The organism is Sphingomonas sp. (genome assembly GCF_042095875.1).
Classification (GTDB): domain Bacteria; phylum Pseudomonadota; class Alphaproteobacteria; order Sphingomonadales; family Sphingomonadaceae; genus Sphingomonas.
This window is the reverse complement of sequence record NZ_JBELMJ010000012.1, coordinates 48139-71668: the sequence shown is the minus strand read 5'-3', so window position 1 is coordinate 71668 and position 23530 is coordinate 48139. Positions and strand designations below refer to the sequence as shown.

Below are 23530 nucleotides of genomic sequence, written 5' to 3'. Positions count from 1 at the left end.
GATCCGATGACCGATACCACCGTGACCGACACGCACCACACCCACCTGGAGGACCTGGCCGACCGCGTCAGGCCCAAGGCGCTGTCCAACCTGCTGCTATGGCTGATCGTCGCGTTCGTCGTGATCTTCGTGATCTGGGCGAGCGTGGTGAAGCTCGACCGCACCGTCCACGCGCCCGGCCGCGTCGTGCCGTCCAGCCGGCTGCAGGTGCTGAGCAACCTAGAGGGCGGGATCGTGTCGCAGATCCTGGTACGCGCGGGCGATCTCGTCCGCCGCGGGCAGCCGATGGTCCGGCTCGACCGCACGCAGGCAGGCGCCGAGCTCGGCAGCTCGCAGGCGACCGTCGGCGCGCTGGCGGCGAAGATCGCGCGGCTGGAGGCGGAGATTGCGGGGCGCGAGCCGGTCTATCCCCCTGCGACCAGCCCCGACATCGCCGAGCAGATCGCGATCGAGCGCTCGCTCCACGCCGCGCGGATGAGCGACCTCGCGAGCCTCACCGCAGCAGCGGCCGCGCGCGAGGCGCAGGCCAACCGCGCGGTGGCCGAGGCGCAGGCGGCGTACCAGTCGCGCGTGTCGGCACGCGACGGCGCCCGGCGCCAGCTCGAGGTCATGCGCCCGTTGGTCGAGCGCGGGATCGAGCCGCGCATGACGCTGATCCAGTACGAGAATGCGGCCGCGGTCGCGACCACCGACGCGGCGCAGGCGTCGGCGGCGATCGCGCGCGCGCAGGCGAGCGTCGCCGAGGCGCGCGCGAGCATGGCGCAGGCACGCGCTGCGTGGCGCGCGCAGGCGGGCACCGAACTCGCGGTGGCGCAAGGGGAACTGGGCGCCAGGCGTCAGGCGATGCCCGCGCTGGTCGCCCGGCTCGGCCGCGCGACCGTTGCCGCCCCCGTCGACGGCCGCGTCAACCGCGTGCTCGTCTCGACGGTCGGCGCCAGCGTCGGCGCGGGCCAGCCGATCGTCGAGGTGGTGCCGAGCGCCGACGCGCTGACCGTCGAGGCTTTGGTTGCGCCCAAGGACATCGCCGCGGTGCGCATCGGCCAGCGCGCGCGCGTCAACATCACCGCTTACGAATCCGGCATCTACGGCGGCATGGAGGGCCGCGTCGTCACGATCAGCCCCGACGCGACCGTCGAGGAGCGCACCGGCGAGAGCCACTATATCGTCCGCGTCCGCGCCGACGCGGAGAACTTCCGCGACCCCGAAGGCCGCCGCCTCGCGATCGGCCCCGGCATGACCGCGGACGTCAACCTGATCGGCGACAAGCGCTCGGTCATGGCCTATATCCTGACGCCGTTCACCCGGCTGAGCGAGGAAGCGCTACGGGAGTAGCGGCGGTCACCCCAGTCGGCGTGTCGCAGGTTTCGATAAGCCTGGAATGTCTGCTTTTGGTGGAAAGCGGACATTCATCGCACTAGGCGTAGCCAGTGCGCACGAGACTAGAGTTTCGCTCCTCTCAACTGTCTGACCCTGCTTCGGAAGAAGGCACTCCGGGCGGTAAATTCGTCGCTGCCGTCCTTAGAGAGGAACTTCCCAAGCACGGTTTCAGCGTGACCGATGTGTTTGCCGAGGATTGGGGTTGGCATGTTGCTATCGCGAACGAAGCATTTCCTCTCTGGGTTGGATGCGGCCACTATGACGAGTGGAATGATGGGCTGCTCTGCTTCATTGAACCTAGCACGCCTTACGTTCGTCGCTGGTTCAGCCGATTGCCTACTACGGACACTGTTGAGCGTCTCGCCACGGCTGTCGAAGGTGTCGTTCGGGAGAGTGGGAAAGCGCACGACCTCCGTTGGTGGACGGAAGAAGAGAACGCACGAGGGTAACGTCCGCAATCGGGCGAAAGCGGACATTGCGGCGCTACATTCCAATTCGGTTGGGTGCCGGAAGGTCGCGAAAGGTCGCACTCCTATACGGGCGCGCGCGTCGGTGTGTCGCGCTGTCAAGGAACATCGCGGGGGGTTGCAGGTGCAAGGGCGTGCAGGACAGTGCCTCTATACGTACCCACGCACGACGACGGGGTTATGGTGCCCTCGCTACCCCGCGATGATCGAGTAATTACCCTGCGCGGCGGCATCCAGTGCCTCGACCGTCACGTAATAGGCACCGGTCGCACCCGCGGCCAGGTCGAGCGTGACGTGGCCGTTCGTGCCGCTCGCGCTGGCGAGCAGGTGACCGGCGGCGTCGTGGACGCTCACCCGCTGATCGAACGCGGCGGACACGTCGATGCGCGTCTGCTGCCCGGCGGCGAGGTCGAGCTGGAACCAGTCGTGGTCGCCCGCGCGGTCGATCGCCTGGCTGGCGGCGGTACCGAGCGGCAGCGCGTGGTCGCCCTGCTCGCGCCCGAACGCGGCGTCGCCGGCGCGGCCTTCGGCGGCACCGTAGACCAGCCAGTGCGCGAATGCCCCGGTGGCACCGTAGCCAGCACCCGCGATGTCGGGGTTGGACAGGAGATAGCCGACCGCGTCGAACCCGCCGGTCGCGCGGCCCTCGTCGGCACCGTAGCTGAGATAATGCGTCAGCCCGGCGTCGGGGTTGTTGCCGAACGCGCGCAGCACGTCGGTGTTGGCGGCGAGATATTGCTGCGCGTCGAAGCTGGTGGTCGGGCGGCCTTCGTTGAAGCCGTAGTTGACGTAATGCCACACGCCGAACGAGGCGTTGTTGCCGAACAAAGCCGCCAGATCGGGATTGGAGGCGAGATACTCGCGCCCGTCGAACACGCCGGGGCTGCGCCCTTCGGCGAAGCCGAAGGCGTCGAAGTGGCGCGCACCCGCTTGCGGATCATTGCCGAAGGCGCGGATCAGGTCGCCGTAGGAGGCGATGTAGCGCAGCGCGTCGAACGGCGCGGCACCGGCGATCGTGTCCGCGAAGCCGACCGTCGCGTCGGCGAAGCGCACCTGCTCGACGTTGGCGACCTGGTTCGCGCCCTCCGCACCGATCAGGTAATCGTGACCGTTGATGACGAGGGCGGTGTAGCTCGCGCGCGCGCCCGCCAGCACCAGCGTGTCGCTGCCGGCGTCGCCGTCGATCCGGTTGTTGCCCGGGCCGCCATCCAGCAGGTCGTCGCCCGCACCGCCGTTCAGCACGTCGTCGCCGGCACCGCCCGATAGCGTGTCGTTGCCGTCGAAGCCGCGCAGGTCGTCGTTGCCCGCGTTGCCGATCAGCGTGTCGTTGCCTCCGTACCCGTCGAGCCGGTCGGCGAGCGCGCTGCCCGTGATGACGTTGTCGAGATCGTTGCCGTACCCGCCGTAGCCCGCCGCGCCGTTCGCGCCCGTGCCGGTGATGACCATGTTCTCGACATTGGCCGGAATATAGCCACCGACGCTGCTGTAGATCGTGTCGGTTCCCTGCCCGGCATATTCGATCACCTGTGTGCTGGCGCTGTCGATATAGTAACGGTCGTCGCCGGTTCCGCCGTACAAATATCCGGTGACCGCGCCGGGGCGCGCGCTCGCGTCGGTGTTGATCAGCGTGTCGTCGCCCGCGAAGCCGAACAGCTCGAACCCGGTCAGCGTGTCGTTGCCCGACCCCGCGACGTAACCGGTGGTGGCCAGGTCGATCAGCTCGACTCCGCCGGCCGCGATCACCGACAGGTAGCGGCCATCGGCACTCGCGCGGATCGCGTTGCCGAAACCGATCGCCCCGCCGTTGCTGTCGAACAGTCGCGGCGCACCGCTCACCGCGTAGCTGCCGATCGCCTGGCTGGTCGCGACGTCGATCGCGATGATCACCCCGCCGCGCCCCTCGAACAGCGTCTTGCCGTCGGCGCTGAACGCGAGCGGCGCGGACACGCCCAGATACGGTGCGGCGACAGCGGGCGACGGCAGGAAGCCGAAGCTGCTCGTTGCCAGCGCGAGGCCCGACTGGCCGGGATAGCCCGCGAAGGCGACGAGCCCGCCGTCCGACGAGATCGCCTGCGCGCGGCTGGTGCCCTGCATGTTGCCCGGGGTCGACGCGCTGCCGCTCGCCAGCAGCGTGCCGTCCGCGCGGAAGACCGCGGCGCGGCGCTGCGCGTTGCTCGAGCCGACCAGGACGTGGCTGTGGTCGGCGGACGCGCTGAGCGTCGGATCGGTCAGCGTGCTGGCGGCCGAGTAGGTGCCGGTGGTAAAGTCGTACAAGCGCACGGTGGTGCCGTTCGCGGTCGCGCCGCCCGTCACCAGCGCGGTGGTGTTGGTCAGGAACGCGACGTCGCCGAAACCGCTGCCGCGCGCGGCCGTGTCGGCGAAGGTCGACACCGCGCCGGTTGCGAGATTGATCGAGAAGAAGCGATTGGTCGCGTCGGTGGCGGCATAGGTCGCGCGGTCGGCGACCAGCAGCGTGGTGCCGTCGGGCGACAGGTCGGCCCCGCCCAGCGCGTTGCCGAGCGAGTAGGTCGCGAGCGTCGCGCCGCTGGCGACGTCGAACACCGTCACGCGCTGGTTCTCGATCGCGTAGAGCTTGGTGGAATCGGCCGACAGCAATGCGTCGACGAAATTACCCGAGATGATCGCCACGTCGTGACCCTCGCCTGTTCCAGCAACTTGGTAATGGTAACTTACCGACGTGTCGATCGGTGGACGGCGCGATCGTGAATCTTGCATCGCCATCGCGCGCGGCAACGCGGGAACCATGATCGACGCCGCGGTCGGCGCCGGTGCGTAAGCGCGGACGCCGGCGTCGTGTCAGATCGTCGGCCACAGATCGGTCGGAACCGCCGCTTTCCAGTCGATGCCCCCGGTGAAGACGAAATCGCCGGCGCGCAGGTCGGCGGGGGCGAAGACGTCGTTGAGCACGATCCGCCCGCTCAGGGCATGCCCGCTCGCGTCCGCGAACGCCGACAGGTCGATCGTGGTGCTGCCCTGGAACGGCGTCGAGGCCGCGGCCTTGACGTCGGCGAGCGTCAGCACGTCGCCCGACTTGGTGCGCAGTGCCGACAGGTCGAGCTTGTCGCCGTCGACCTGGCTGAAGCGCAGGCCCAGGTCGCCCCACGCGCCGCGGCTCGCGTCGACGACGTAGGTGTCCGCGCCTGCCCCGCCGTCCATGAAGTTGCCGCGGCCGATCTCGCCGGTCGCGCCGAGCAGGTAGACCAGCGTGTCCTTGCCCTCCCCGCCATGGGCGGTCGGGTTGCGAGAATTGACGCCCCAGCCATCCGCCGCATCGATCAGCAGGTCGTCGCCCTCGCCTCCGATCAGCACGTCGGCACCGGTTCCACCGATCAGGATGTCGTTGCCGTCCATCCCCCACAAGGTGTCGTCGCCACCGCGTCCGGCGAGGATATCGTCGCCGCTGGGGCTGGGAGAAACGTTGACGCCGTAGATCACGTTGGCGCGGTCGTCGCCCAGCAGGACGTCGTTGAACGCGCTGCCGCCCAAATTCTCGATGCTGACCAGCGTGTCGCTGAACGCCGCTCCGGCGCCGATCGACTTGGCCTCGCCGGTCAAGAGATCGGCGCGCACCTGCGACGTCCAGGACGCGAGATCGGTGCCCCCGCCCCCGTTCAGGTAGTTGGTGCCGGCACCACCCTCCAGTGAATCGTTGCCGGCGCCGAGCGTCACATGGTCCGCCCCCGCACCGCCGGTGTAGCCGACCGTTGCGCTGCCGCGCGTCGAGACGGTGCTGCCCGCGCTGCCTCCGTTCAGCGCCGCATAGCCATTGTCGAACTGCGCATCGAGCAACAGCGTGCCCCCGCCCGCGAAAAGGTTGAGGATCTGTCCGCCCAGGTCGAACGTGCCGCTGACGCGGTCGTCGCCCGACCCGAGCTGGATGTAGAGCGGCAGGCGTCCGTTGCCGGTGATCGTGATGTCGGCGATCGACTGGCCGAGATGGTAATTGGTGAAGCCGCTCAGATCATGCCCGTCCAGCGGCGACGCGGTAGCGGTGACGCGGGTCAGCGCGCCGTCGATCGCGAACGTCGCCGCGCCCGCGAGGATCGCATCCAGCGCCTGGCCGCGCGCCTGGATGATCTGCGGCGGGTTGGGGCCGTTCAGGTCACTCGGCAGCTGGGCGTAGCGATCGACGGCGAGGTAGCGCGTGAGCGGATTGTCGTCGGCCGGCGTGCGCATTGCCGTGCGATATTCCGACAGACTGAAGTTCGCCGAAGGATCGCGCCCCTCGCGCCAGCCGTCTTTCAGGAAATGCCGCAACGGGTCCACGCCGGCGGCCGCGACGTCGGGGTTGCGCGCCAGGTAGAATGCCTGGTCGAAGAAGGCGTTGGGCGCACGCCCCTCCGCCCTGCCGTAGGCCTGGTAATGGACGTACGGGTCGATCCCGGCACCCGCCAGGTCGGGATTGGCCTTCAGGTAATAAGCGCGGTCGAACCCTTCGCGCAGCTCGGTTGCGTAATCGCGCGTCAGCACGCGTCCTTCGGCCTGGCCATAATTCAGGTAATGCAGCGCCGGGTTGATCCCCGCTGCCGCCACGTCCCGGTGCGTGTCGAGGTAGTTGGACGTGTCGAACGCGGCCGAAGGATCACGCCCCTCGCGCCAGCCGAAATTCATGTAATGGCTGAGCGGATCGACCTGCGCGGCCGCGACGTCGGGATTGGTGTCGAGGTAGTAGCGCGTGTCGAACAGGATGTTGGGGTTGCGCCTCTCGCGCCAGCCGAAACGCAGGAAATGCTGGTACGGATCGACGCCCGCCGCAGCGACGTCGGGGTTGGTGCGAAGATAGAAATCGCGATCGAAACCCGTCTCGTCGACCATCCGTGCTCTCCCCCATCCAAACGGCTATTTATCGGTGTTTTCCTAACCGGTTACCCGGCAACAATCAAATGGCCGACACTGACAGGGCGTGCTCGCGAGGCCGGATGCTCTCGCGACCGGATCGGGGGCCATCGGCCCCGGCGATCGACGTCGCCGCGCATCGCTCGCGCGACCTACGGCAGGCAGTGCGGCGCGTAGCGGTGCGGGCACAATCCTTCGAGGTGCCAGCGCACCGCGAGCATGCCCGCGCTCGCCGCGGCGGCAGCGAGCGCGCACCAGGTACGGCTGGGTCGCAGCGCGATCGCGGGCTTGCCGATCCGGTCGACCGCCAGCGCGAGGATCCAGGAGCCGAGGATCTGCAAGCGCGTCTCGGTGGTCTGAAACGTCAACCGGCTCGCCACGCCCAACAGCGCGAAGGCGAGCACGATCGCGACATTGGCTGCGATACTGATCGCGGCATCATTGGCGGAAAGGCGGGGCATCGCGACTGCGTTAACCGCCGCGCACGGGTCGCGCCATGCGGGAACGCGGCGGCGAGTGTGATGCCGGGCGCGATGCCGAGCCCGGCGGGTAAGCGGGGCTCAGCCCTCCGCCAGCACCTTCGAGATGTAGCGCCAGTGTCGCCGCTGGAACGTGCCGTAGGGCGCGCGCTTCATGTGATCGATCGCGTATTTGATCGGTTCGTTCACCCGCGTCATGCGCAGCGCCTCGGCTTCCATGAAGGCGCGTTCGCGCCAATGGTCAGGCGCCCCCCGAAACCAATCGAGACCCAACATCATCCTCTCCCCCCGACTCTCAGCCGGCACGCGGTAACGTATCGCTAATCATCTGCCCGCGCAGTTCCTTTTTATTACAATCATGTGTCACGGCGGGATGGCGAGCGCGGACCGCCAGTCCGGGTGTCAGAGGTTCAGCGCTTCCGTCGCGCCGTTCGACGGCGATGATTGCGGGCGCGGCGCCGGCTTGGTGGGCGTGGCTCTCGGCGCAACTTTGGGCTTTGGCCCGGATGAGGCCCTAGCGGGGGATTGCGGGGGCGACGGCGTTGCTCTGGGTGCGGGCGTCGCGCCGGGGACGCCCGGCGTGGTCGCCGCCAGGCTGTCCATCCCCGCCTTCACCTCCAGCGCCTGAACGCGGCTGGCGAGCAATTCGAGGTCGAGCTTGTCCGGGTTGGTTTCGATCCGCGCGATGCGTCGCTCCAGCTCGTCCAGCCGCTGCGCGTTGGTGTCGCGCACGACGCCTGCCTGGATGTTGGTCACGTCCCGCTCGAGTGCGGCCTGCTCCCGCGCGTCGGCTGGCTGACCGCCGGGCTGCTTGGTGGAAACCGCAGGTTGGTCGCACGCGCCCGCGAGCAGGCAGAGCAAGGCGACGATCGGGAACGAACGCATGTGTGAGGATCCGGGTCTACGCTTGGTGAAACGGCGCGGCGGCGCTGGTCGGCGGCATCAGCAGCCTTGGCAAAGGCGTGCCGTCCGGCACAAGCCTGTCGAGCCATGACCCGTCGCAATGGAGTGCCGTTCGCGCGCGGGCGCGAACCACTCCGGCTTGCACGAGACCGCGGCCGGCATGCCCGCGCACGGCATCGCGCCGCTTCAACCAGGCGGCACCGGCGCGACGCCGATAGCCGCATCCACCGCACGCGCGGCGACGACCTCGGCATAGCCGCGGCATTGCCGTTCGCCGCTGCCGCCCGCCACGGCCACGCCGCAGAAGGCGCGCTTCTCCATTGTCACGTCGCGCAGTGCCAGTTCGCTGCCGTCGCGCAGCGTCACGAGCAGGTGGCCGCCCGGACCCAGGCGGACGAACGCGGTGGAGATGGTTCGGCGTCCCTGCGCATCGCCGTCGCGCGGGGTCTCGGCCGGGGCGTCGCGCGGCGCGCTCGCCGACGTGCCGGGATGCGGGTTCTCGGCCGCGGACACCGGCTCAGCTACCGGTGCCGACGCAGCAGCGGTGACGGCGGCGTTACCGGTCGTGCCGTTGGTCACCTCGACAGCCGACCGCTCGGCCGTCTCGGACGCGCAGGCGGTGAGTGCGGCGGACGCACTGGCCAAAGGGGCAAGGAACGACCGCATCGCCTTCTCCGCTCGGCCCGGGATCGGCCATCGGTCGCGACCCTATCATCGAACCGCGGCGCCGGCGCCATATAATCGTAACAGCCGACACGTTCAGCGCTTGACCAACATTACAGGACAATGAATAAACAATTATATTGTCGCGATTTGTGGGTATCCGGGGGCTTTCGTGCGCCTTTGCCGGGTGGAACCTTACAATCGTGCCGAGAGGGGAACGATCGATGAGCATGTCCGAGACTGGCCTGGGTGCAACCAACGGCGGCGTTACCTGGGATCCGCTGGCGGAACTTACCCACGAAACCGTGGTGCAGGGTTGCGACTGCCCGATCTGCAAGGGGCTGCGCGAGGAAGCGCTGCACGGCAAGGCCAAGGACAGCGCCGCGACCGACGGGATCACCGACGCCAATCCCGAGGGCAACCCGCTCGGCGTGCTGCTCAACCTCGTCACCAATCCTGACGGCAGCCGCTCGTTCACCGGCAACCGCAACATCGACGCGACGCTGATCGGGTCGAAGTGGGGCACGCAGGAGCTGACCTACAGCTTCCCGACCGCGGGCTCGAACTACCAGGGCAGCACGCCGCTCTCCGCCGGCGTCGACCGCTACCACCTCGATCTCGGCACCTTGCAGCAGGCGGCCGCGCGCGCGTCGTTCGCGCAGATCTCCGCCGCGACCAACCTCAAGCTCACCGAGATCACCGAAACCGACACCACCCACGCCAACATCCGCATCTCGCAGACCGCGGACAACGACGTCGGCTCGGCCTACGGCGGGTTCCCGTCGGACAAGCAGAGCGCGGCGGGCGACATCTGGTTCGGGCGCACCAACCAGCCGTACTACGACCTCGCGCTGAAGGGCACGTGGGGCTACGCCACCATGATGCACGAGATCGGCCACACGATGGGGCTGAAGCACGGGCACCAGGATTACACCAACAGCGACCTGTCGTTCTACTTCGGCACGTCCCCGCGCTTCGGCTCGCAGTCGCTGACCCCCGACCGCGACGGCCAGGCTTGGTCGCTGATGACCTACACCCCGGCGCCGGGCACCGGCGGCTTCGCGGGCGACAAGATCAACCAGCCGCAGACCTACATGCAGTACGACCTGGCCGCGCTGCAGTACATGTACGGCGCCAACTACACCACCAACGCGACCGACAGCGTCTACACCTTCAGCCAGACGACGGGTGAGATGTTCATCAACGGCATCGGCCAGGGTGCGCCGTCGGGCAACAAGATCTTCGCCACCATCTGGGACGGCGGCGGCAACGACACGATCGACGCCAGCAACTACGCGAACGGCGTCACGATCGACCTGCGTCCGGGCGAGTTCTCGACCGTCGACCAGGCGCAGCTCGCCAACAACACCGCGTACCAGAACCTCACCAACCTGGCGCCCGGCAACATCGCGATGTCGCTGCTGTACAACAACGACGCGCGCTCGCTGATCGAGAATGCGAAGGGTGGCGCGGGCAACGACGTGTTCGTCGGCAACACCGCCAACAACGTGCTCGACGGTGGCGCGGGCAGCGACACGGTGGTGTTCACCAACACGACCGGCGTCAACGTGACGCTGAACGACACCGGCGCGGACGTGATCGTCACCCACGACGGCGAGACCGACACGCTGCGCAGCATCGAGAACATCCAGGGCACCGTCGGCAACGACACCATCACCGGCAACAGCCAGAACAACATCCTGTCGGGCGGTGCCAGCGGCAACGACACGCTGTCGGGCGGCGCGGGCGACGACCGGCTGATCGGCGGCGGCTTCACCACCACCACCACCGTGTCGGCGCCGTCGCAGGCCGACATCACCAAGCCGCAGTCGACCAACAACGGCAGCATCGCGACCGCGGTCGCGACCGCGGGCGCGTACGACGTCGACGCCAATCCCGAGATTACCAATTCGACCAGCCTGCCGCACGCGACGATCAACGCGACCGCGGCGGGCGGCTCGCTCGAATATTACCGCATCGACGTGACGGTGCCGGGTTCGCAGGCGATCTTCGACATCGACGGTCCCGGCACGCTCGACGACAGCTTCATCGAGCTGGTCAATTCGGCCGGCGTGGTGATCGCGTCCAACGACACCGGCGCGGGCGATCCGTCCTATCCCGGCCACGACGACGCGTACCTGGCCTACACCTTCGCCACCGCGGGCACCTATTACATCCGCGTCGGGCTATGGAACGGCGCCGCGACCGCGCAGCCGCTGATCGCGGGGCAGACCTACCAGCTCAACATCTCGCTGGCGAACTCGGCGGCCGTCACCACCACCACCACCGCGACCAACAACAGCAGCCTGATCGCCGACGGCGGCGAGGGTAACGATTACATCGCGGGCACGCTCGGCGACGACGTGCTGAACGGCGGCAGCGGCAACGACACCGCGGCGTTCACCAACGCGTTCAACGGCGGCGGCACGACGGGCGTCACCGTCGACCTGAACATTCAGGGCAGTGCGCAGAACACGGTGGCGGCGGGCCGCGACACGCTGATCGGGATCGAGAATCTGATCGGCTCGTCGCTCAACGACACGCTGATCGGCAACGCCGACGCCAACGTGATCGAGGGCGGCATGGGCGACGACACGCTGGTCGGCGGCGCGGGCAACGACACCGCGTCGTACGCGGGCGCGTCGGCGGGCGTGACCGTCAGCCTGGCGCTGCAGGGAACGGCGCAGAACACCGGCGTGACCGGCACCGACACGCTGACCGGCTTCCAGAACCTGCTCGGCTCGGCGTTCAACGACACGCTGGTCGGCGACGCGGGTGAGAATTCGATCTACGGCGGCGCGGGCAACGACACGCTTAGCACCGGCGGCAACGCAGCCGGCACGATCGACCTGCTCGACGGCGGCGCGGGTTCGGACACCGCTTCGTTCGCGAACTACGCGGCCGGCATCACCGCCGTGCTGCGCGGCGCGAACGACGGCGTCGCCGTGCTCGCCGGCGGCCAGATCGCGTCCCTGCGCGGGATCGAGAACCTGCGCGGCGGCGATGGCAACGACACGCTGTTCGGCGACGACAACGACAACGTCATCGAGGGCGGACTGGGCGACGACACGCTGGTCGGCGGCAACGGCATCGACACCGTGGCCTTCACCGGTACCACCGGCGTCACGGTCGACCTGAGCGTCACCGCCGCGCAGAACACCGGGGTCGGCAACGACACCATTCTCGGGTTCGAGAACGTCCGCACCGGGTCGGGCAACGACACGGTCACCGGCGACGCGGGCGACAACATCTTCTTCGACGGCGGTGGGGCGGATATCTACACCGGCGGCGCGGGGTCGGACACGGTTGATTATTCCGCCGCGACCGGCAACGTCTCGGTCAACCTCAACCTCACCACCGCGCAGACCGCGGGTGTGGCGGCAGGCGACACGCTGCGCGAGATCGAGAACATCAACGGCTCGCTGCTGGGCACCAACACGCTGATCGGCGGCAACGCCACCGACAACCGGCTGGTCGGCGGCGCGGCAGCCGATCGCCTGATCGGCGGCGGCATGAACGACACGCTGATCGGCGGTGCCGGCAACGACGTGATCTTCGGCGACTATGTCGACACGTTCAACTCGACCGCGGGCATCGCCGACGGCAACGACGTGCTGGAGGGCGGTGCCGGCAACGACATCCTGATCGGCGGGCTGGGCAACGACATCCTGCGCGGCGGCGACGGCGACGACACGCTGGTCGGCGGCATCGGCAACGCCACCACCGCGCTCACCGCGGTCTACACCAACGACGGCGGCAACGACACGTTCGACGGCGGCGACGGCACCGACACGGCCTACGCCTATTACACCGGGCGCGCGGGCGGCGTGTCGTTCGACCTCGGCAACCTCGACGGCAACAGCGCGATCACGCTGGACGGCACCAACATCGGCTCGTTCACCAGCGTCGAGCGCGTGATCTTCCGCGGCGGCACCGGCAACGACGTCGTGCGCGGCGGCGGCACGCTCGACACGCTGGTCGGCAACGAGGGCGACGACATCCTCGACGGCTGGTACGGCAACGACACGCTGTCGGGCGGGCTCGGCAACGACACGCTGATCGGCGGCGAGGGCCTCGACACCGCGACCTACGTCAATGCCACCGCGGGCGTGAACGTCGACCTGCGCATCCAGGGCACCGCGCAGGACACCGGCGGCGAGGGCGTCGATACGCTGATCGGGATCGAGTACCTGACCGGCTCCGCGTTCGGCGACACGCTGCGCGGCAATGACGAGTTCAACCTCATCATCGACAATGCGGTCAGCAGCACCGCGACCGCTGGCCAGAGCGACGCGCTGTACGGCTACGGCGGCGACGACAGCCTCCTGGTGACGCGTGCGTCGGGCACGGTCGCGACCAACATCACCATGGACGGTGGTGACGGCAACGACATCATCGAGCTGCGCAGCGGCGCGCTGACCGCGGCGCCTGTCGCGGTCGCCGACGGCCTGTCGACCGCGACCTACCTGTCGGCGGGCGCGACCGGCGACCGCGCGCTCGACAACGTCACCGTCGATGGCGGTGCGGGCGACGACCGCATCATCCTGACCGGTGTCGCCAGCGCGACGGTCAACGCCGGGTCGGGCAACGACATCGTCAGCATCAGCATGCGCGGTGCAGCCGGCGTCAACAACTACCAGCTGACGCTGGGCACGGGCAGCGACACGATCCAGCTGGGCGTCGGCAGCTCCGCGGCCTCCTCGGCCGAGGTCGCGGCCACCGCGCGCGGCAACCGCGTCACCGACTTCCAGGTCGGCAACACGGGCGACCGGTTCGAGATGACCGACTTCCTCAACCGGGGGCTGACCGGCTACACGCCCAACAGCAACGCCTTCGCCAGCGGCCACCTGCGCCTCTTCCAGTCGGGCACCGACCTGCTGCTGCAGAGCGACCGCGACGGCGCCGGGACGACCAACGGGTTCGTGACGCTGTTCGCGATCAGCAACGGCTACACCGGCGGGTTCACCGCGTATAACTTCGACGGGTTCATCGGCAATCTGACGCTGACCGGGTTCGACGCCAACGAGACGATCACCGGCGCGACCGGCAACGACGTGCTGAGCGGCGGTGGCGGCGACGACATGCTGTACGGTCTCGCCGGCAACGACACGCTGAACGGCGGCGACGGCAACGACCTGCTCGACGGCGGGATCGGTGCCGACATCATGACCGGTGGCATGGGCGACGATCGCTACGTGATCGACAATGTCGGCGACCAGGTGATCGAATTCCCGGGCGGCGGCACCGACACGGTGCTGAGCAGCATCAGCTACACGCTGGGGGCCGAGGTCGAGAACCTGATCCTGACCGGCACGGCGTCGATCGACGCGACGGGCAATGCGGGCGACAATTACCTGGTCGGCAACGCCGGACGCAACACGCTGCTGGGTGGGGACGGCAACGACACCATCGCCCTCGTCACCGGGTTCGCCGCGTTCAAGCCCGAGGGCGGCACCGACCGCGTCGACGGCGGCGCGGGCAACGACACGCTGGCGCTCGGCGGTTTCCAGTCGGACTATCAGGTCGTCACCGCGGGCGATCGTACCTTTGTCGTGTCGTCGCGCAGCGCGACCGAGGTGATGGGGGTCGAGCAGGCATCGTTCAGCAACACGGCAGCGCAGTCGTTCGCCAGCATGGTCGCCACCACCAAGGCGTTCGACGGGCTCAGCTACATCGCGAGCAACGCCGACCTGCGCGCGGGCTTCGGCGCCAACGCGGGCGCGGGTGTCGAGCATTTCGTCAACTTCGGCTTCAACGAAGGCCGCACGGTGACGTTCGACGCGCTCGACTACATCGCCTCCTACGCCGACCTGCGGGCGACCTTCGGTGCCGACAGCAGCGCGGGTGCGACGCACTTCATCAACTTCGGTGCAGCCGAGAACCGCGCCGTCACCTTCGACGGCTGGTCCTACCTCGCGTCCAACAGCGACCTGATCCGGGCGTTCGGCACCAACGAGGATGCGGCGGCGGAGCACTACATCCTGTACGGTGCGAACGAGAACCGGGCGGTGACCTTCGATGCCGAAGCCTATGCGGCCGCGAACGCGGATCTCGCGGCGGCGTTCGGTACCGACGAGGAAGCGCTGGCGCGGCACTACGTCGCCTACGGCTTCGCCGAAGGGCGCTCGCTCGGCACCGCCGCGGGCGCGGCGGCCCCTGCCCCGGCGCTCGCGGCGGCGTTCACCGGCGATGCGGGTCATGGCAGCGTCGGCGACGCGGTGATGGTCAGCAATCCGACGTGGCACAACGACATGATCGACGCGGCCAACCAGCACCTGGTGATCGCGTAACGCTCACGGTCGCCGGGAGCGCCACGCTCCCGGCGACCGTGCGGCGCAACACCGTGGTGACGAACCGACCTTCAATCAACGGGCTGGCCGCGAGGCCGGCCCGTTCCTTTGTGCGCCCGATCCGGCATGATCGCAGCGACCGGCCGGTGACGCGCCAGGCAGTGCACCGGCGATCGCCGGTCCGGTGCCGCGACCGCACGGTCGCCAAGCCGGTGCAACCTCCCGGACAGGCGGCGCGAAGCACGCCTTCAGCGGTGCGGCGCGGCGCCGATGCCGTGCACATTTTTACAGTTTCGACGTCGCCCGCTCGACAAGGTTGGTCGCGTCTGCCTACCGCGATGATCTAAGTCGGGGGATGTCATGAGCTTGAATGGTGCGCTGCGTGGGCAGCGGGTGCGCAGCTATGCGCTGGGCACGAGCGCGATCGCGCTGGCGATGGTGCTGGGCGGGCCGGCCGCGGCGCAGTGCAGCCCCGATCCGACCACGGTTAACGGCACCACCAATTGCACCGGCACCGACGACAACGGGCTGACCGTCGCGACCAGCGGCACGCGCGTGATCGTAGCCAAGGACGCGGTCGTGCGCGCCGGCGGTGCGCCGGCGGCGATCACGCTGCGCGCGAACAGCCTGTCGCTGAGCGTCGCGGGCCTGGTCGACGGCGGCGCGGGCACGCCGGGCGTGCTGGTCACCAACGGCGCGCCGACGACGTCCATCTGCACCATCAACGATTATTTCTGCCGCCCGGGCGAGGTGGTGACGAACTATCCGTCGGCGGACGCGTCGATCTCGGTCGCGGCAGGCGGCACGATCACGGGTGCGCAGGGCATCGTGATCCGGCGCGACCCCGCCAACACGGTCGGCAGAGTCAGCGCTTCCGTGACCAACGCCGGCACGATCACCGGCACCGACGGCCGCGCGATCATCGCCGACACGACCGAGTTTCGGGCATTGTCGCTCAACAACAACAAGACGGGCACGATCAACGGCAGCGTCACCGGGGTCGTGACGTTTGTCGACAACGCCGGCACGATCTCGGCGGGCAATGCTGGCGCCATCACCACCTCACGCTCCAGCTTCAGTCTCTACAACACCGGCAGCATCACCTCGACCGGCACGACCGCGACGGTGAGCGGCACGGGTTCCATGTACGTGTCCAACAACAAGGACGGGGTGATCGGCGGCAGCAGCGCCGCGATCACCGCTGGCACGACGCTGTCGCTTATCAATGCGGGAACGATCAACGGCTCGGTCGCGGCCGCGGTCAACGCGGGCGGCACGCTGTCGCTCACCAACACGGGTACGATCAACGGTTCGGTCACGGCAGCGGGAATCGCCGATCCGTCCTCATATCTGTCGAGCATCGTTGATACGCGCACCGGCACGATCAACGGCAACCTGACGCTCGGCGCGAACAACGACACGCTGCGCGCGGCCTACGACGTGGCGACCGGGCGCGTCACGTCGATCACCGGCACGATCGACGGCGGCGCGGGTCGCGACACATTGTTCATCGGCATCGACGCCGACACGACGCTCACCAGCGCGCCGTTGCCGACCAATTTCGAGGTGCTCGGGCTCGACCTGTCGAACAGCGCGACCGCGACGCTGTCGTCCGCCTTCAACGCGCCCGACGGCGTCGCGCTGTCGGGCTCGGGCACGGTCATCAACCAGGCCACGCTGGTCACGCGCGGTACGGCGATTGCGGCCGACTTCTCGTCCTACGGCGTGAGCGTCACCAACGAAGCGGCGATCACCGCGACGCTCGACTATGACTATCGCTACGCGGTCGGCAGCTTCGGTACGATCACCAACAGCGGCACGATCACCGCGGTGAACGGTTCGGGGGTCAGCGCTTCCTCGCAGCTCACCAATTCGGGCACGATCACCGCGACGAGCACGGCTGCGTCGATGTCCGGCACCTTGACCAACAGCGGTACGATCCGCTCCACCGCGGGCATCGGCCTGTCGGGCTACCTGTACAATGCTTCAACCAACAGCGGCACGATCGCGGGCGCGACCACCGGCCTGCAGATGTCGAGCGGGCGGCTGACCAACACCGGCACGATCTCGGGCGGGACGACCGGTGCGCTGATCGGCGGCACGCTGATCAACGCGAGCGGCGGCACGGTGACGGGCGGCACCAACGCGGTCGCGAGCAGCGGTTACGCGCGATTGTTCAACGCCGGCACGATCGCCGGTACGGTCGATTTCACCTCCAGCTATTTCTACGACAGCAACAACGACCTGTTCGTCGACGATGGTGGCAGCGTCAGCGGCGCGATCCGGCTGGGCGGCGGCGACGACACGCTGGTGGTGACGCTGGGCGACACGGGGCGTCCCTTCGCGGGGGCGGCCGGCGGGGTCGACGCGGGCGCGGGATTCGACACGCTGCGCTACCGTGTGAAGGCCGATGCGAGCATCACCACCGCACTGGTCAGCGGTTTCGAAGGACTTGCCTTCGAGGTCAGCAACGGTGCAGCACTGGCGCTGACCGCGGCGAATGGCGGGGCGGGTTCGGTCGGCTTGGCGGGCAATGGCACCGTGACGCTGAGCGGTGCCTTTTCCGCCACCAACACCGCGTTGATCGACGCATCGATCTCGACGGTCGCGCAACTGACCGGCGGCGACACGAACGAAACGCCCGACCTGTCGATCGTCAATAACGGCACTTTGTCCGTCACGACCGGCGGCCAGAATTTCAACTCGTTCAACGTCGCCGCAATCCGCGCTGGCGACGCCGATGTCACCAACAACGGCACCATCACCGTCACCAACACGCCCGACCTTTATTACACCGCCGCGGCGATCAGAGACGGGAACGGGGTCACCAACAACGGCACGATCACCGTCGCCGGCGGCGGCAGCGCGATCAACTTCGCGCGCGCTTTGACCAACAGCGGCACGATCACCGCCACCGGCACCAATGCGGTTGCCCTCAACAATGTGGGAACGCTGAACAACAGCGGCACGATCCGCAGCGACGGCAACGCCGTTCAGAACAACTATACGACGGGCACCGTCACCAACAGCGGCACGATCGAGAGCCGGCGCGGTACCGCGCTGTTCAGCAGTTACTACGGCTCGGTGATCAACGAGGCGGGCGGCACGATCGCTGGCGCGACCGCGGTGGACGTGACCAACGGCGGCACGGTGATCAACCGCGGCACGATCACCGGCAACGTCGCGGCATTGGGCGATTATGCCTATTCGACGACCACCTACATCGCCGATGGCGGCACGTTGCAAGGCAACCTCGTCTTCGGCCGCGCTAACGACAATCTGGTGTTGTTCGGCGACACCGCGGGTATCTCCGGCACGATCGACGGCGGTCAGGGCGACGACACGGTGATCCAGGCACGCCGCGCGAGCGGCACCGTGACGCTGGGCATCGCGAAGCCGACCGGGTTCGAGCTGGAGGGCGTGGCGGCCGTGGGCGCCGACACGGTGGTGACGGTGCGCGCCGACGCGCCCTTCGCCGGCGACCTGACGCTGGTGGGCGACGGCGAGATCGTCAACACCGCCACGATCAACGGCACGGTCGGCACCGACGACGGCACTTACGTCGATGCGCTGCTGGGCAGCTCACCGCGTCGGCTCGCCTTCACCAACCAGGGCACGATCGCGAACGGTTTCGCCGGCGACGTCAGCCGCTTCACCAACAGCGGAACGCTTGGCAGCGATACGCTGACCGACAATGCGGTATACCTGTATACGAGCGACGCGCTGACGTTCACCAACAGCGGCACGATCAGCAGTGGCGGATCCTACCGTGCGGTTGCACTGTACGGCGAATTCGCGACCTCCGTCACCGCCACCAACAGCGGTTTCATCAACGGTGGTTTGTTCGCGAACATCTCGCCCTATTACTACGGGCCGACCGTGCCCGAGACAGGCGCGACGCAGACGGTGTCGCTGACCAACGACGGCACGATCAGCGGCGGGATGAGCGCGGACATCTACTCGTCGTCCTACGCTTCCAGTATCGAACCGGCCGCGGCGCAGACGATCTCGCTTACCAACAGCGGCACGATCAGCGGCGGGATGGATGCGTCGATCCGCACGGATTACTACCCCTTCTTCCCCATCGGTTCGGGTGAAGTCGCCGCGCAGACGATCGATCTCGTCAACAGCGGCACGGTGTCCGACGGCGTCTACGCCGAGATCCAGACCAACCCCTTCGTGCCCGCGGGCGAGACAACGGTGACGCGGACGATCTCGCTCGCCAACAGCGGCACGATCACCGCGGCATCGGGCAACGCGATATCGGGCAACGTGGCATCGGGCAATGCGGCGACGCTCGCGATCAATTTCAACGACACGTCCGCGGCGAGCATCACGTTCACCAACAGCGGCACGGTCGACGCCTCTGGTGCTGGCGGCATCGGCGGCAACGTGTACATGAACGAAGCCGGCGAGGGCGGCTCGGGCACGATCTCGATCACCAACAGCGGCATCATGCGCGCCAACGGCGGCGGCGCGACGCGCACCTACCCGACCAACCTGCAGGACGCGACCTACACCGCGCCCGCGATCGCGCTGCGCATCGGGGCGGCACCGCGCATCGCCAGCACGATCACCAACAGCGGCACGATCGAGGCGACCGGCGAGCGCTCGGTGGCGCTGCTCACCCGCGGCACCGCGCTCGACCTCACCAACAGCGGCACCATTCGCGGCGGCAGCGGCACCACGCTCGCCCAGGACGACCTGTTCGTGCGCGACGGCGAGCCCGCATATCTCGCCGGTGCCGTTCAAGCCTATGGCGGCGGCGACGACCGCATCGTCAACACCGGCACGATCCTGGGATCGATCGCGCTGGCGGCGGGCAACGACCGGATCGACAATCTCGGCCGGATCGAGGGCGACGTGTTCCTGGGCGACGGCGACGACACCTTCCTGCAGCGCGCCAGCGCGGTGCTGGTCGGCACGGTCGACGGCGGAATGGGCACCGACAGCCTGATCGTCGACGCGACCGGCGGCGGCGCGGTCAACGGCGATCAGTTCGTCAATTTCGAGCGCTTCTCGCAGGTCGGCGAGGGCAATGTCGCCTATTCGGGCAACTTCCGCTTCAACACGATTGACGTGACCGGCGGCACGATCACCGTCGCGGCGGGGCAGACGCTTTCCAGCGCGGGCGCGATCACCGTCACCGGCAGCGACGCGGCCGAGCTGGTCGACAATCGCGGCACAATCGCGGGCGGCGTGGCGCTCGGCGGCGGCAACGACCGGGTCGAGAACCGCGGCGTGATCGCAGGCGCGGTGTCGCTCGGCGACGGCGACGACATCTTCGTCGATTACGCCGGCAGCAGCGCGGGCGCGGTCGACGGCGGCGCGGGCACCGACCTGTACCGCGTCGTGCTGGCGGGCAACCGCGGCGGCATCGGCGGGCGCAGCGGGTTCGAGCGCTTGGCGGTCGAGGGGACCGGCACGCTGTCGCTGATGCTCGACCAGCGCTTCGAGCAGGTCGCGCTGTCGGGCACCGGGCTCGACCTGGCACTCGGCGGTTTCACGGTCGGGCAGGTGATCGGCAGCGACGCGGCCGAGACGCTGGTCGTCGACGGCGACGTCGCGTCGGTGCAGCTGGGTGGGGGCGACGACGTGCTGGCGCTCGGCACGACGCGCGCGACGGGCAGCTACGCGGGTGGTGCCGGCAACGACACGCTGCGCTTCACCGCCAACGCGCCCGTCACGCTGGTCGGCACCGCGACCGGGTTCGAGCAGGTGACGCTCGCCGGCAATGCGCTGGTGATCGCGGGCACATTGGGCAGCGCGAACGCCCCCCTCGCCTTCGATGGCGGCGCGCAGGCGATCGAGGTCGCGGGCGGCACGCTCGCGGGCGTGATCGACCTGGGTGCGGGCAACGACGCGCTGCGTCTGGCGGCGGGCGCGACGCTCACCGGTACCGTCTCGGGCGGCGCGGGCAGCGACAGCGCGACGATCGCGCTGGCGGGCAACCGTACGCTCGCCGGCGGCACGCTGCGCGACTTCGAGCTGCTCACCAGCGAGGGCAACGGCACGCTGACGCTGACCGGCACGCAAGCCTGGCAGCGCGTCGCCGCGGGCACCGACCTGGCGATCGCGAGCGACGGCGTGCTGACCGCCGATCAGGTGCAGTTCGGCGCGCGCGACGACCGCTTCACGATCGCGGGACGCTTCGCGGGCCAGGTCGACGGCGGTGCGGGCACCGACACGCTCGCGGTAACGGGTGGCAGCGCGGCCGCGCCGGTCGCCTTCGCGGGCATCTCGAACGTCGAGCGCTACGTGCAATCGGCCGGCGTCGCCACGATGTCGGGCAATGCCGCGCTCGGCGTTGTCGACATGTCGGGTGGTCGACTGATCGGCCTCACCGGCTCGATCATCAACGCAGAGCGGATCACCGTCGCGCAGGGTGCGACCTTCGGGTCGGGCGGCACGGTCAACGGCAACCTGGCGGTCGCGGGCACGCTCAGCCCGGGTGCGGGTCCAGGTGCGAACATCGGCACCATGACCGTCAACGGCAACGTCGCGCTGACGGGCGGGTCGGTGTCGGCGTTCGAGATCGCGCCGACCGGCGCCGACCGGTTGCTCGTCAACGGATCGGTGGCGATCGCGCAGGGCGCGACGCTGCAACTGACCACGAGCGGCGCGATCCGCCCCGGCACCTCCTACGACCTGGTCGTGGCGAGCGGCGGAATCAGGGGCAGCTACGCGACCGTGGTGAAGCCCGACGCGCTGTTCGGCTTCGTCGTCCAGCGCGCCGACCGCATCCAGCTGCTCGGCCAGTTCCTGGGCGGCTCAGGCTTCACGCCGCAGGTGCAGCGCGCCATCTCCTACGCCAACATCACCCTCCAGGCGCAGGCCGCAACGAGCAACCTGTTCGCCGCCCTGCCCGCTTTGCTCAACGCCGATGGCACGTCGAACGCGCGCGCGTTCGCGCAACTGACGCCGGAGGCCTACGCCTCGGCGACGCAGGCCGGCGTCGACAATGCGCTGACGCTGGCGAGCGCGGCGCGCGGCCCGGCGTTCGCGACCGTGCAGGAGGATTCGGGCCTGTTCACCTTCGCGCAAGCCGTGGGGCAATGGCACACGCTGGGCGACGATCCGGTCGAGGGAACGGCGGAGGCGCGCACGCGCAGCTACGGCTTCCTGGGCGGGATCGGCTACGGCAACGCGACGCTCGCGGTGGGCGCGTTCGGCGGCTACCTGAACACGCGCCAGTCGATCGACGCGCTGGGTGCGGTGACCAAGAACGACGGCTTCGTCGCGGGTGCGCACGCGCGCTACGCCGCGGGCGGGCTGGGGGTCACCGCGTCGGTGCTCTACGACGGGGGCGAGACGGATACGGTGCGCCTGCTGCCGGGTGCGGCGCGCGCGGCCGGGCGCTACGACCTGCACAGCTGGGTCGCCGATCTGTCGGTCGGTTACGCGCTCGACACGGGCGCCGACTGGTCGCTGCGCCCGCGCGCCGGCGTCACCTACCTGCGCACCACGCGCGACGGCGTTGACGAGGCGGGCGGCGCGTTCGCGCTCGACGTCGCGCGCGACCGCCACGTGTCGGGCTTCGTCGACGGCGGGGTGACCTTCGCGCGCAGCGACGCGTCAACGGCGCCGTTCCGCCCCTTCGTCAGCCTGGGGCTGCGCTACCAGGTGGAGGGACGCCGCACCGACGCGGTCGCGGCATACGCCGGCGGGCCGTTCGACCTGGTCGCGTTCGGCGCGCAGCGCGCGCGCGCGGTCGGCACCGCCGCGGCGGGCCTGTCCTACCGCCTGGCGAGCGGGCTCGACCTGTTCAGCACGGTGGCGGCGCAGACCGGGCGCGACGACCATCAGGAATCGATCAGCACCGGCGTCCGCCTGCGGTTCTGATCAACCGAACCGCGCTTCCGTTGTGGCGGAAGCGCGGTCACGTCGACCATACGCGGCCCGTCACGCCGCCACGGGCGTACTGCGCGTTGACATCGGCGACCCCTGACGCCACTAACCCGCGCGTTTAGCCCGCCAGGCAAGAAGCGGCTGCGATCCTCCCTCTCCTATCCGATACGAGGCTTATGGTTGACTATCTCATCGTCGGCGCGGGCTTCGCCGGGTCGGTCTGCGCGCGCCAGCTGGCGGACGCGGGGCACAGCGTCTTGTTGATCGACCGCCGCCCGCACATCGGCGGCAATGCGTACGACGAGTTCGACGAACACGGCATCCTGATCCACCCCTACGGCCCGCACATCTTCCACACCAACGCCAAGCGGGTGTTCGAGTATCTCAGCCGCTTCACCGACTGGCGCTTCTACGAGCACCGCGTGCTCGCCGAGGTCGAGGGTGACCTGGTGCCGATCCCGATCAACCGCACCACGATCAACAAGCTGTACGACCTCGACCTGGACGAGGCGGGCGTGCAGAAGTTCATCGAGGACGTGCGCGTGCCGCGCGATCCGATCCGCACCAGCGAGGACGTGGTGCTGTCCTCGGTCGGCCCGGACCTGTGCGACAAGTTCTTCCGCGGCTACACCGCCAAGCAATGGGG

10 protein-coding genes are annotated in these 23530 nt (G+C 68.8%); 4 read left to right on the top strand and 6 right to left on the bottom strand.

The genetic code is table 11. The features are described 5' to 3' along the window. The first annotated feature begins 6 nt into the window (after nt 1-6). Nucleotides 7-1332, top strand: coding sequence for an HlyD family type I secretion periplasmic adaptor subunit (locus ACFDS6_RS06560; protein ID WP_375271320.1), 1326 nt, complete (start codon nt 7-9; stop codon nt 1330-1332). A gap of 704 nt (nt 1333-2036) precedes the next feature. Here the strand turns inward: ACFDS6_RS06560 and ACFDS6_RS06555 are convergent. The 6 genes from ACFDS6_RS06555 to ACFDS6_RS06530 all read right to left on the bottom strand — a co-directional run bounded on the left by ACFDS6_RS06555 (nt 2037) and on the right by ACFDS6_RS06530 (nt 8749). Further along, nucleotides 2037-4493 carry a hypothetical protein gene (locus ACFDS6_RS06555; RefSeq protein WP_375271319.1) on the bottom strand — a complete coding sequence of 819 codons (2457 nt, stop codon included), beginning with the start codon at nt 4491-4493 and terminating at the stop codon, nt 2037-2039. 168 nt (nt 4494-4661) lie between these two features. Then, nucleotides 4662-6680 (bottom strand): calcium-binding protein, encoded by a 2019-nt coding sequence (locus ACFDS6_RS06550; protein ID WP_375271318.1) that lies wholly within the window; start codon nt 6678-6680, stop codon nt 4662-4664. A 173-nt stretch (nt 6681-6853) separates the two neighbouring features. After that, the gene (locus tag ACFDS6_RS06545; protein WP_375271317.1) at nt 6854-7162 is read right to left on the bottom strand and encodes a hypothetical protein; all 309 of its coding nucleotides are present in this window, start codon (nt 7160-7162) and stop codon (nt 6854-6856) included. 99 nt (nt 7163-7261) lie between these two features. Then, nucleotides 7262-7399 carry a hypothetical protein gene (locus tag ACFDS6_RS06540; RefSeq protein ID WP_375271316.1) on the bottom strand — a complete coding sequence of 46 codons (138 nt, stop codon included), beginning with the start codon at nt 7397-7399 and terminating at the stop codon, nt 7262-7264. Nucleotides 7400-7582: 183 nt separating this feature from the next. Then, nucleotides 7583-8065 carry a hypothetical protein gene (locus ACFDS6_RS06535; RefSeq protein WP_375271315.1) on the bottom strand — a complete coding sequence of 161 codons (483 nt, stop codon included), beginning with the start codon at nt 8063-8065 and terminating at the stop codon, nt 7583-7585. Nucleotides 8066-8269: 204 nt separating this feature from the next. Beyond that, nucleotides 8270-8749, bottom strand: coding sequence for a hypothetical protein (locus tag ACFDS6_RS06530; protein WP_375271314.1), 480 nt, complete (start codon nt 8747-8749; stop codon nt 8270-8272). 227 nt (nt 8750-8976) lie between these two features. Here ACFDS6_RS06530 and ACFDS6_RS06525 point away from each other — a divergent pair, with 227 nt between their 5' ends. The 3 genes from ACFDS6_RS06525 to ACFDS6_RS06515 all read left to right on the top strand — a co-directional run. Then, entirely contained in the window at nt 8977-15036 is a 6060-nt protein-coding gene (locus ACFDS6_RS06525; RefSeq protein ID WP_375271313.1) for a M10 family metallopeptidase C-terminal domain-containing protein, read from the top strand. A gap of 360 nt (nt 15037-15396) precedes the next feature. Continuing rightward, nucleotides 15397-22878, top strand: a complete 7482-nt coding sequence (locus ACFDS6_RS06520; protein WP_375271312.1) for an autotransporter outer membrane beta-barrel domain-containing protein — start codon at nt 15397-15399, stop codon at nt 22876-22878. Nucleotides 22879-23060: 182 nt separating this feature from the next. Beyond that, a partial coding sequence (locus ACFDS6_RS06515) for an FAD-dependent oxidoreductase (RefSeq protein WP_375271311.1) occupies nt 23061-23530 on the top strand: 470 nt, incomplete at its 3' end.

Bases quoted from the DNA above. Each gene is read 5' to 3' on its own strand.
- ACFDS6_RS06535 (WP_375271315.1), bottom strand. From the start codon at position 8,065: ATGCGTTCGTTCCCGATCGTCGCCTTGCTCTGCCTGCTCGCGGGCGCG.
- ACFDS6_RS06530 (WP_375271314.1), bottom strand. From the start codon at position 8,749: ATGCGGTCGTTCCTTGCCCCTTTGGCCAGTGCGTCCGCCGCACTCACC.
- ACFDS6_RS06520 (WP_375271312.1), top strand. From the start codon at position 15,397: ATGAGCTTGAATGGTGCGCTGCGTGGGCAGCGGGTGCGCAGCTATGCG.
- ACFDS6_RS06545 (WP_375271317.1), bottom strand. From the start codon at position 7,162: ATGCCCCGCCTTTCCGCCAATGATGCCGCGATCAGTATCGCAGCCAAT.
- ACFDS6_RS06525 (WP_375271313.1), top strand. From the start codon at position 8,977: ATGTCCGAGACTGGCCTGGGTGCAACCAACGGCGGCGTTACCTGGGAT.
- ACFDS6_RS06540 (WP_375271316.1), bottom strand. From the start codon at position 7,399: ATGGAAGCCGAGGCGCTGCGCATGACGCGGGTGAACGAACCGATCAAA.
- ACFDS6_RS06560 (WP_375271320.1), top strand. From the start codon at position 7: ATGACCGATACCACCGTGACCGACACGCACCACACCCACCTGGAGGAC.
- ACFDS6_RS06550 (WP_375271318.1), bottom strand. From the start codon at position 6,680: ATGGTCGACGAGACGGGTTTCGATCGCGATTTCTATCTTCGCACCAAC.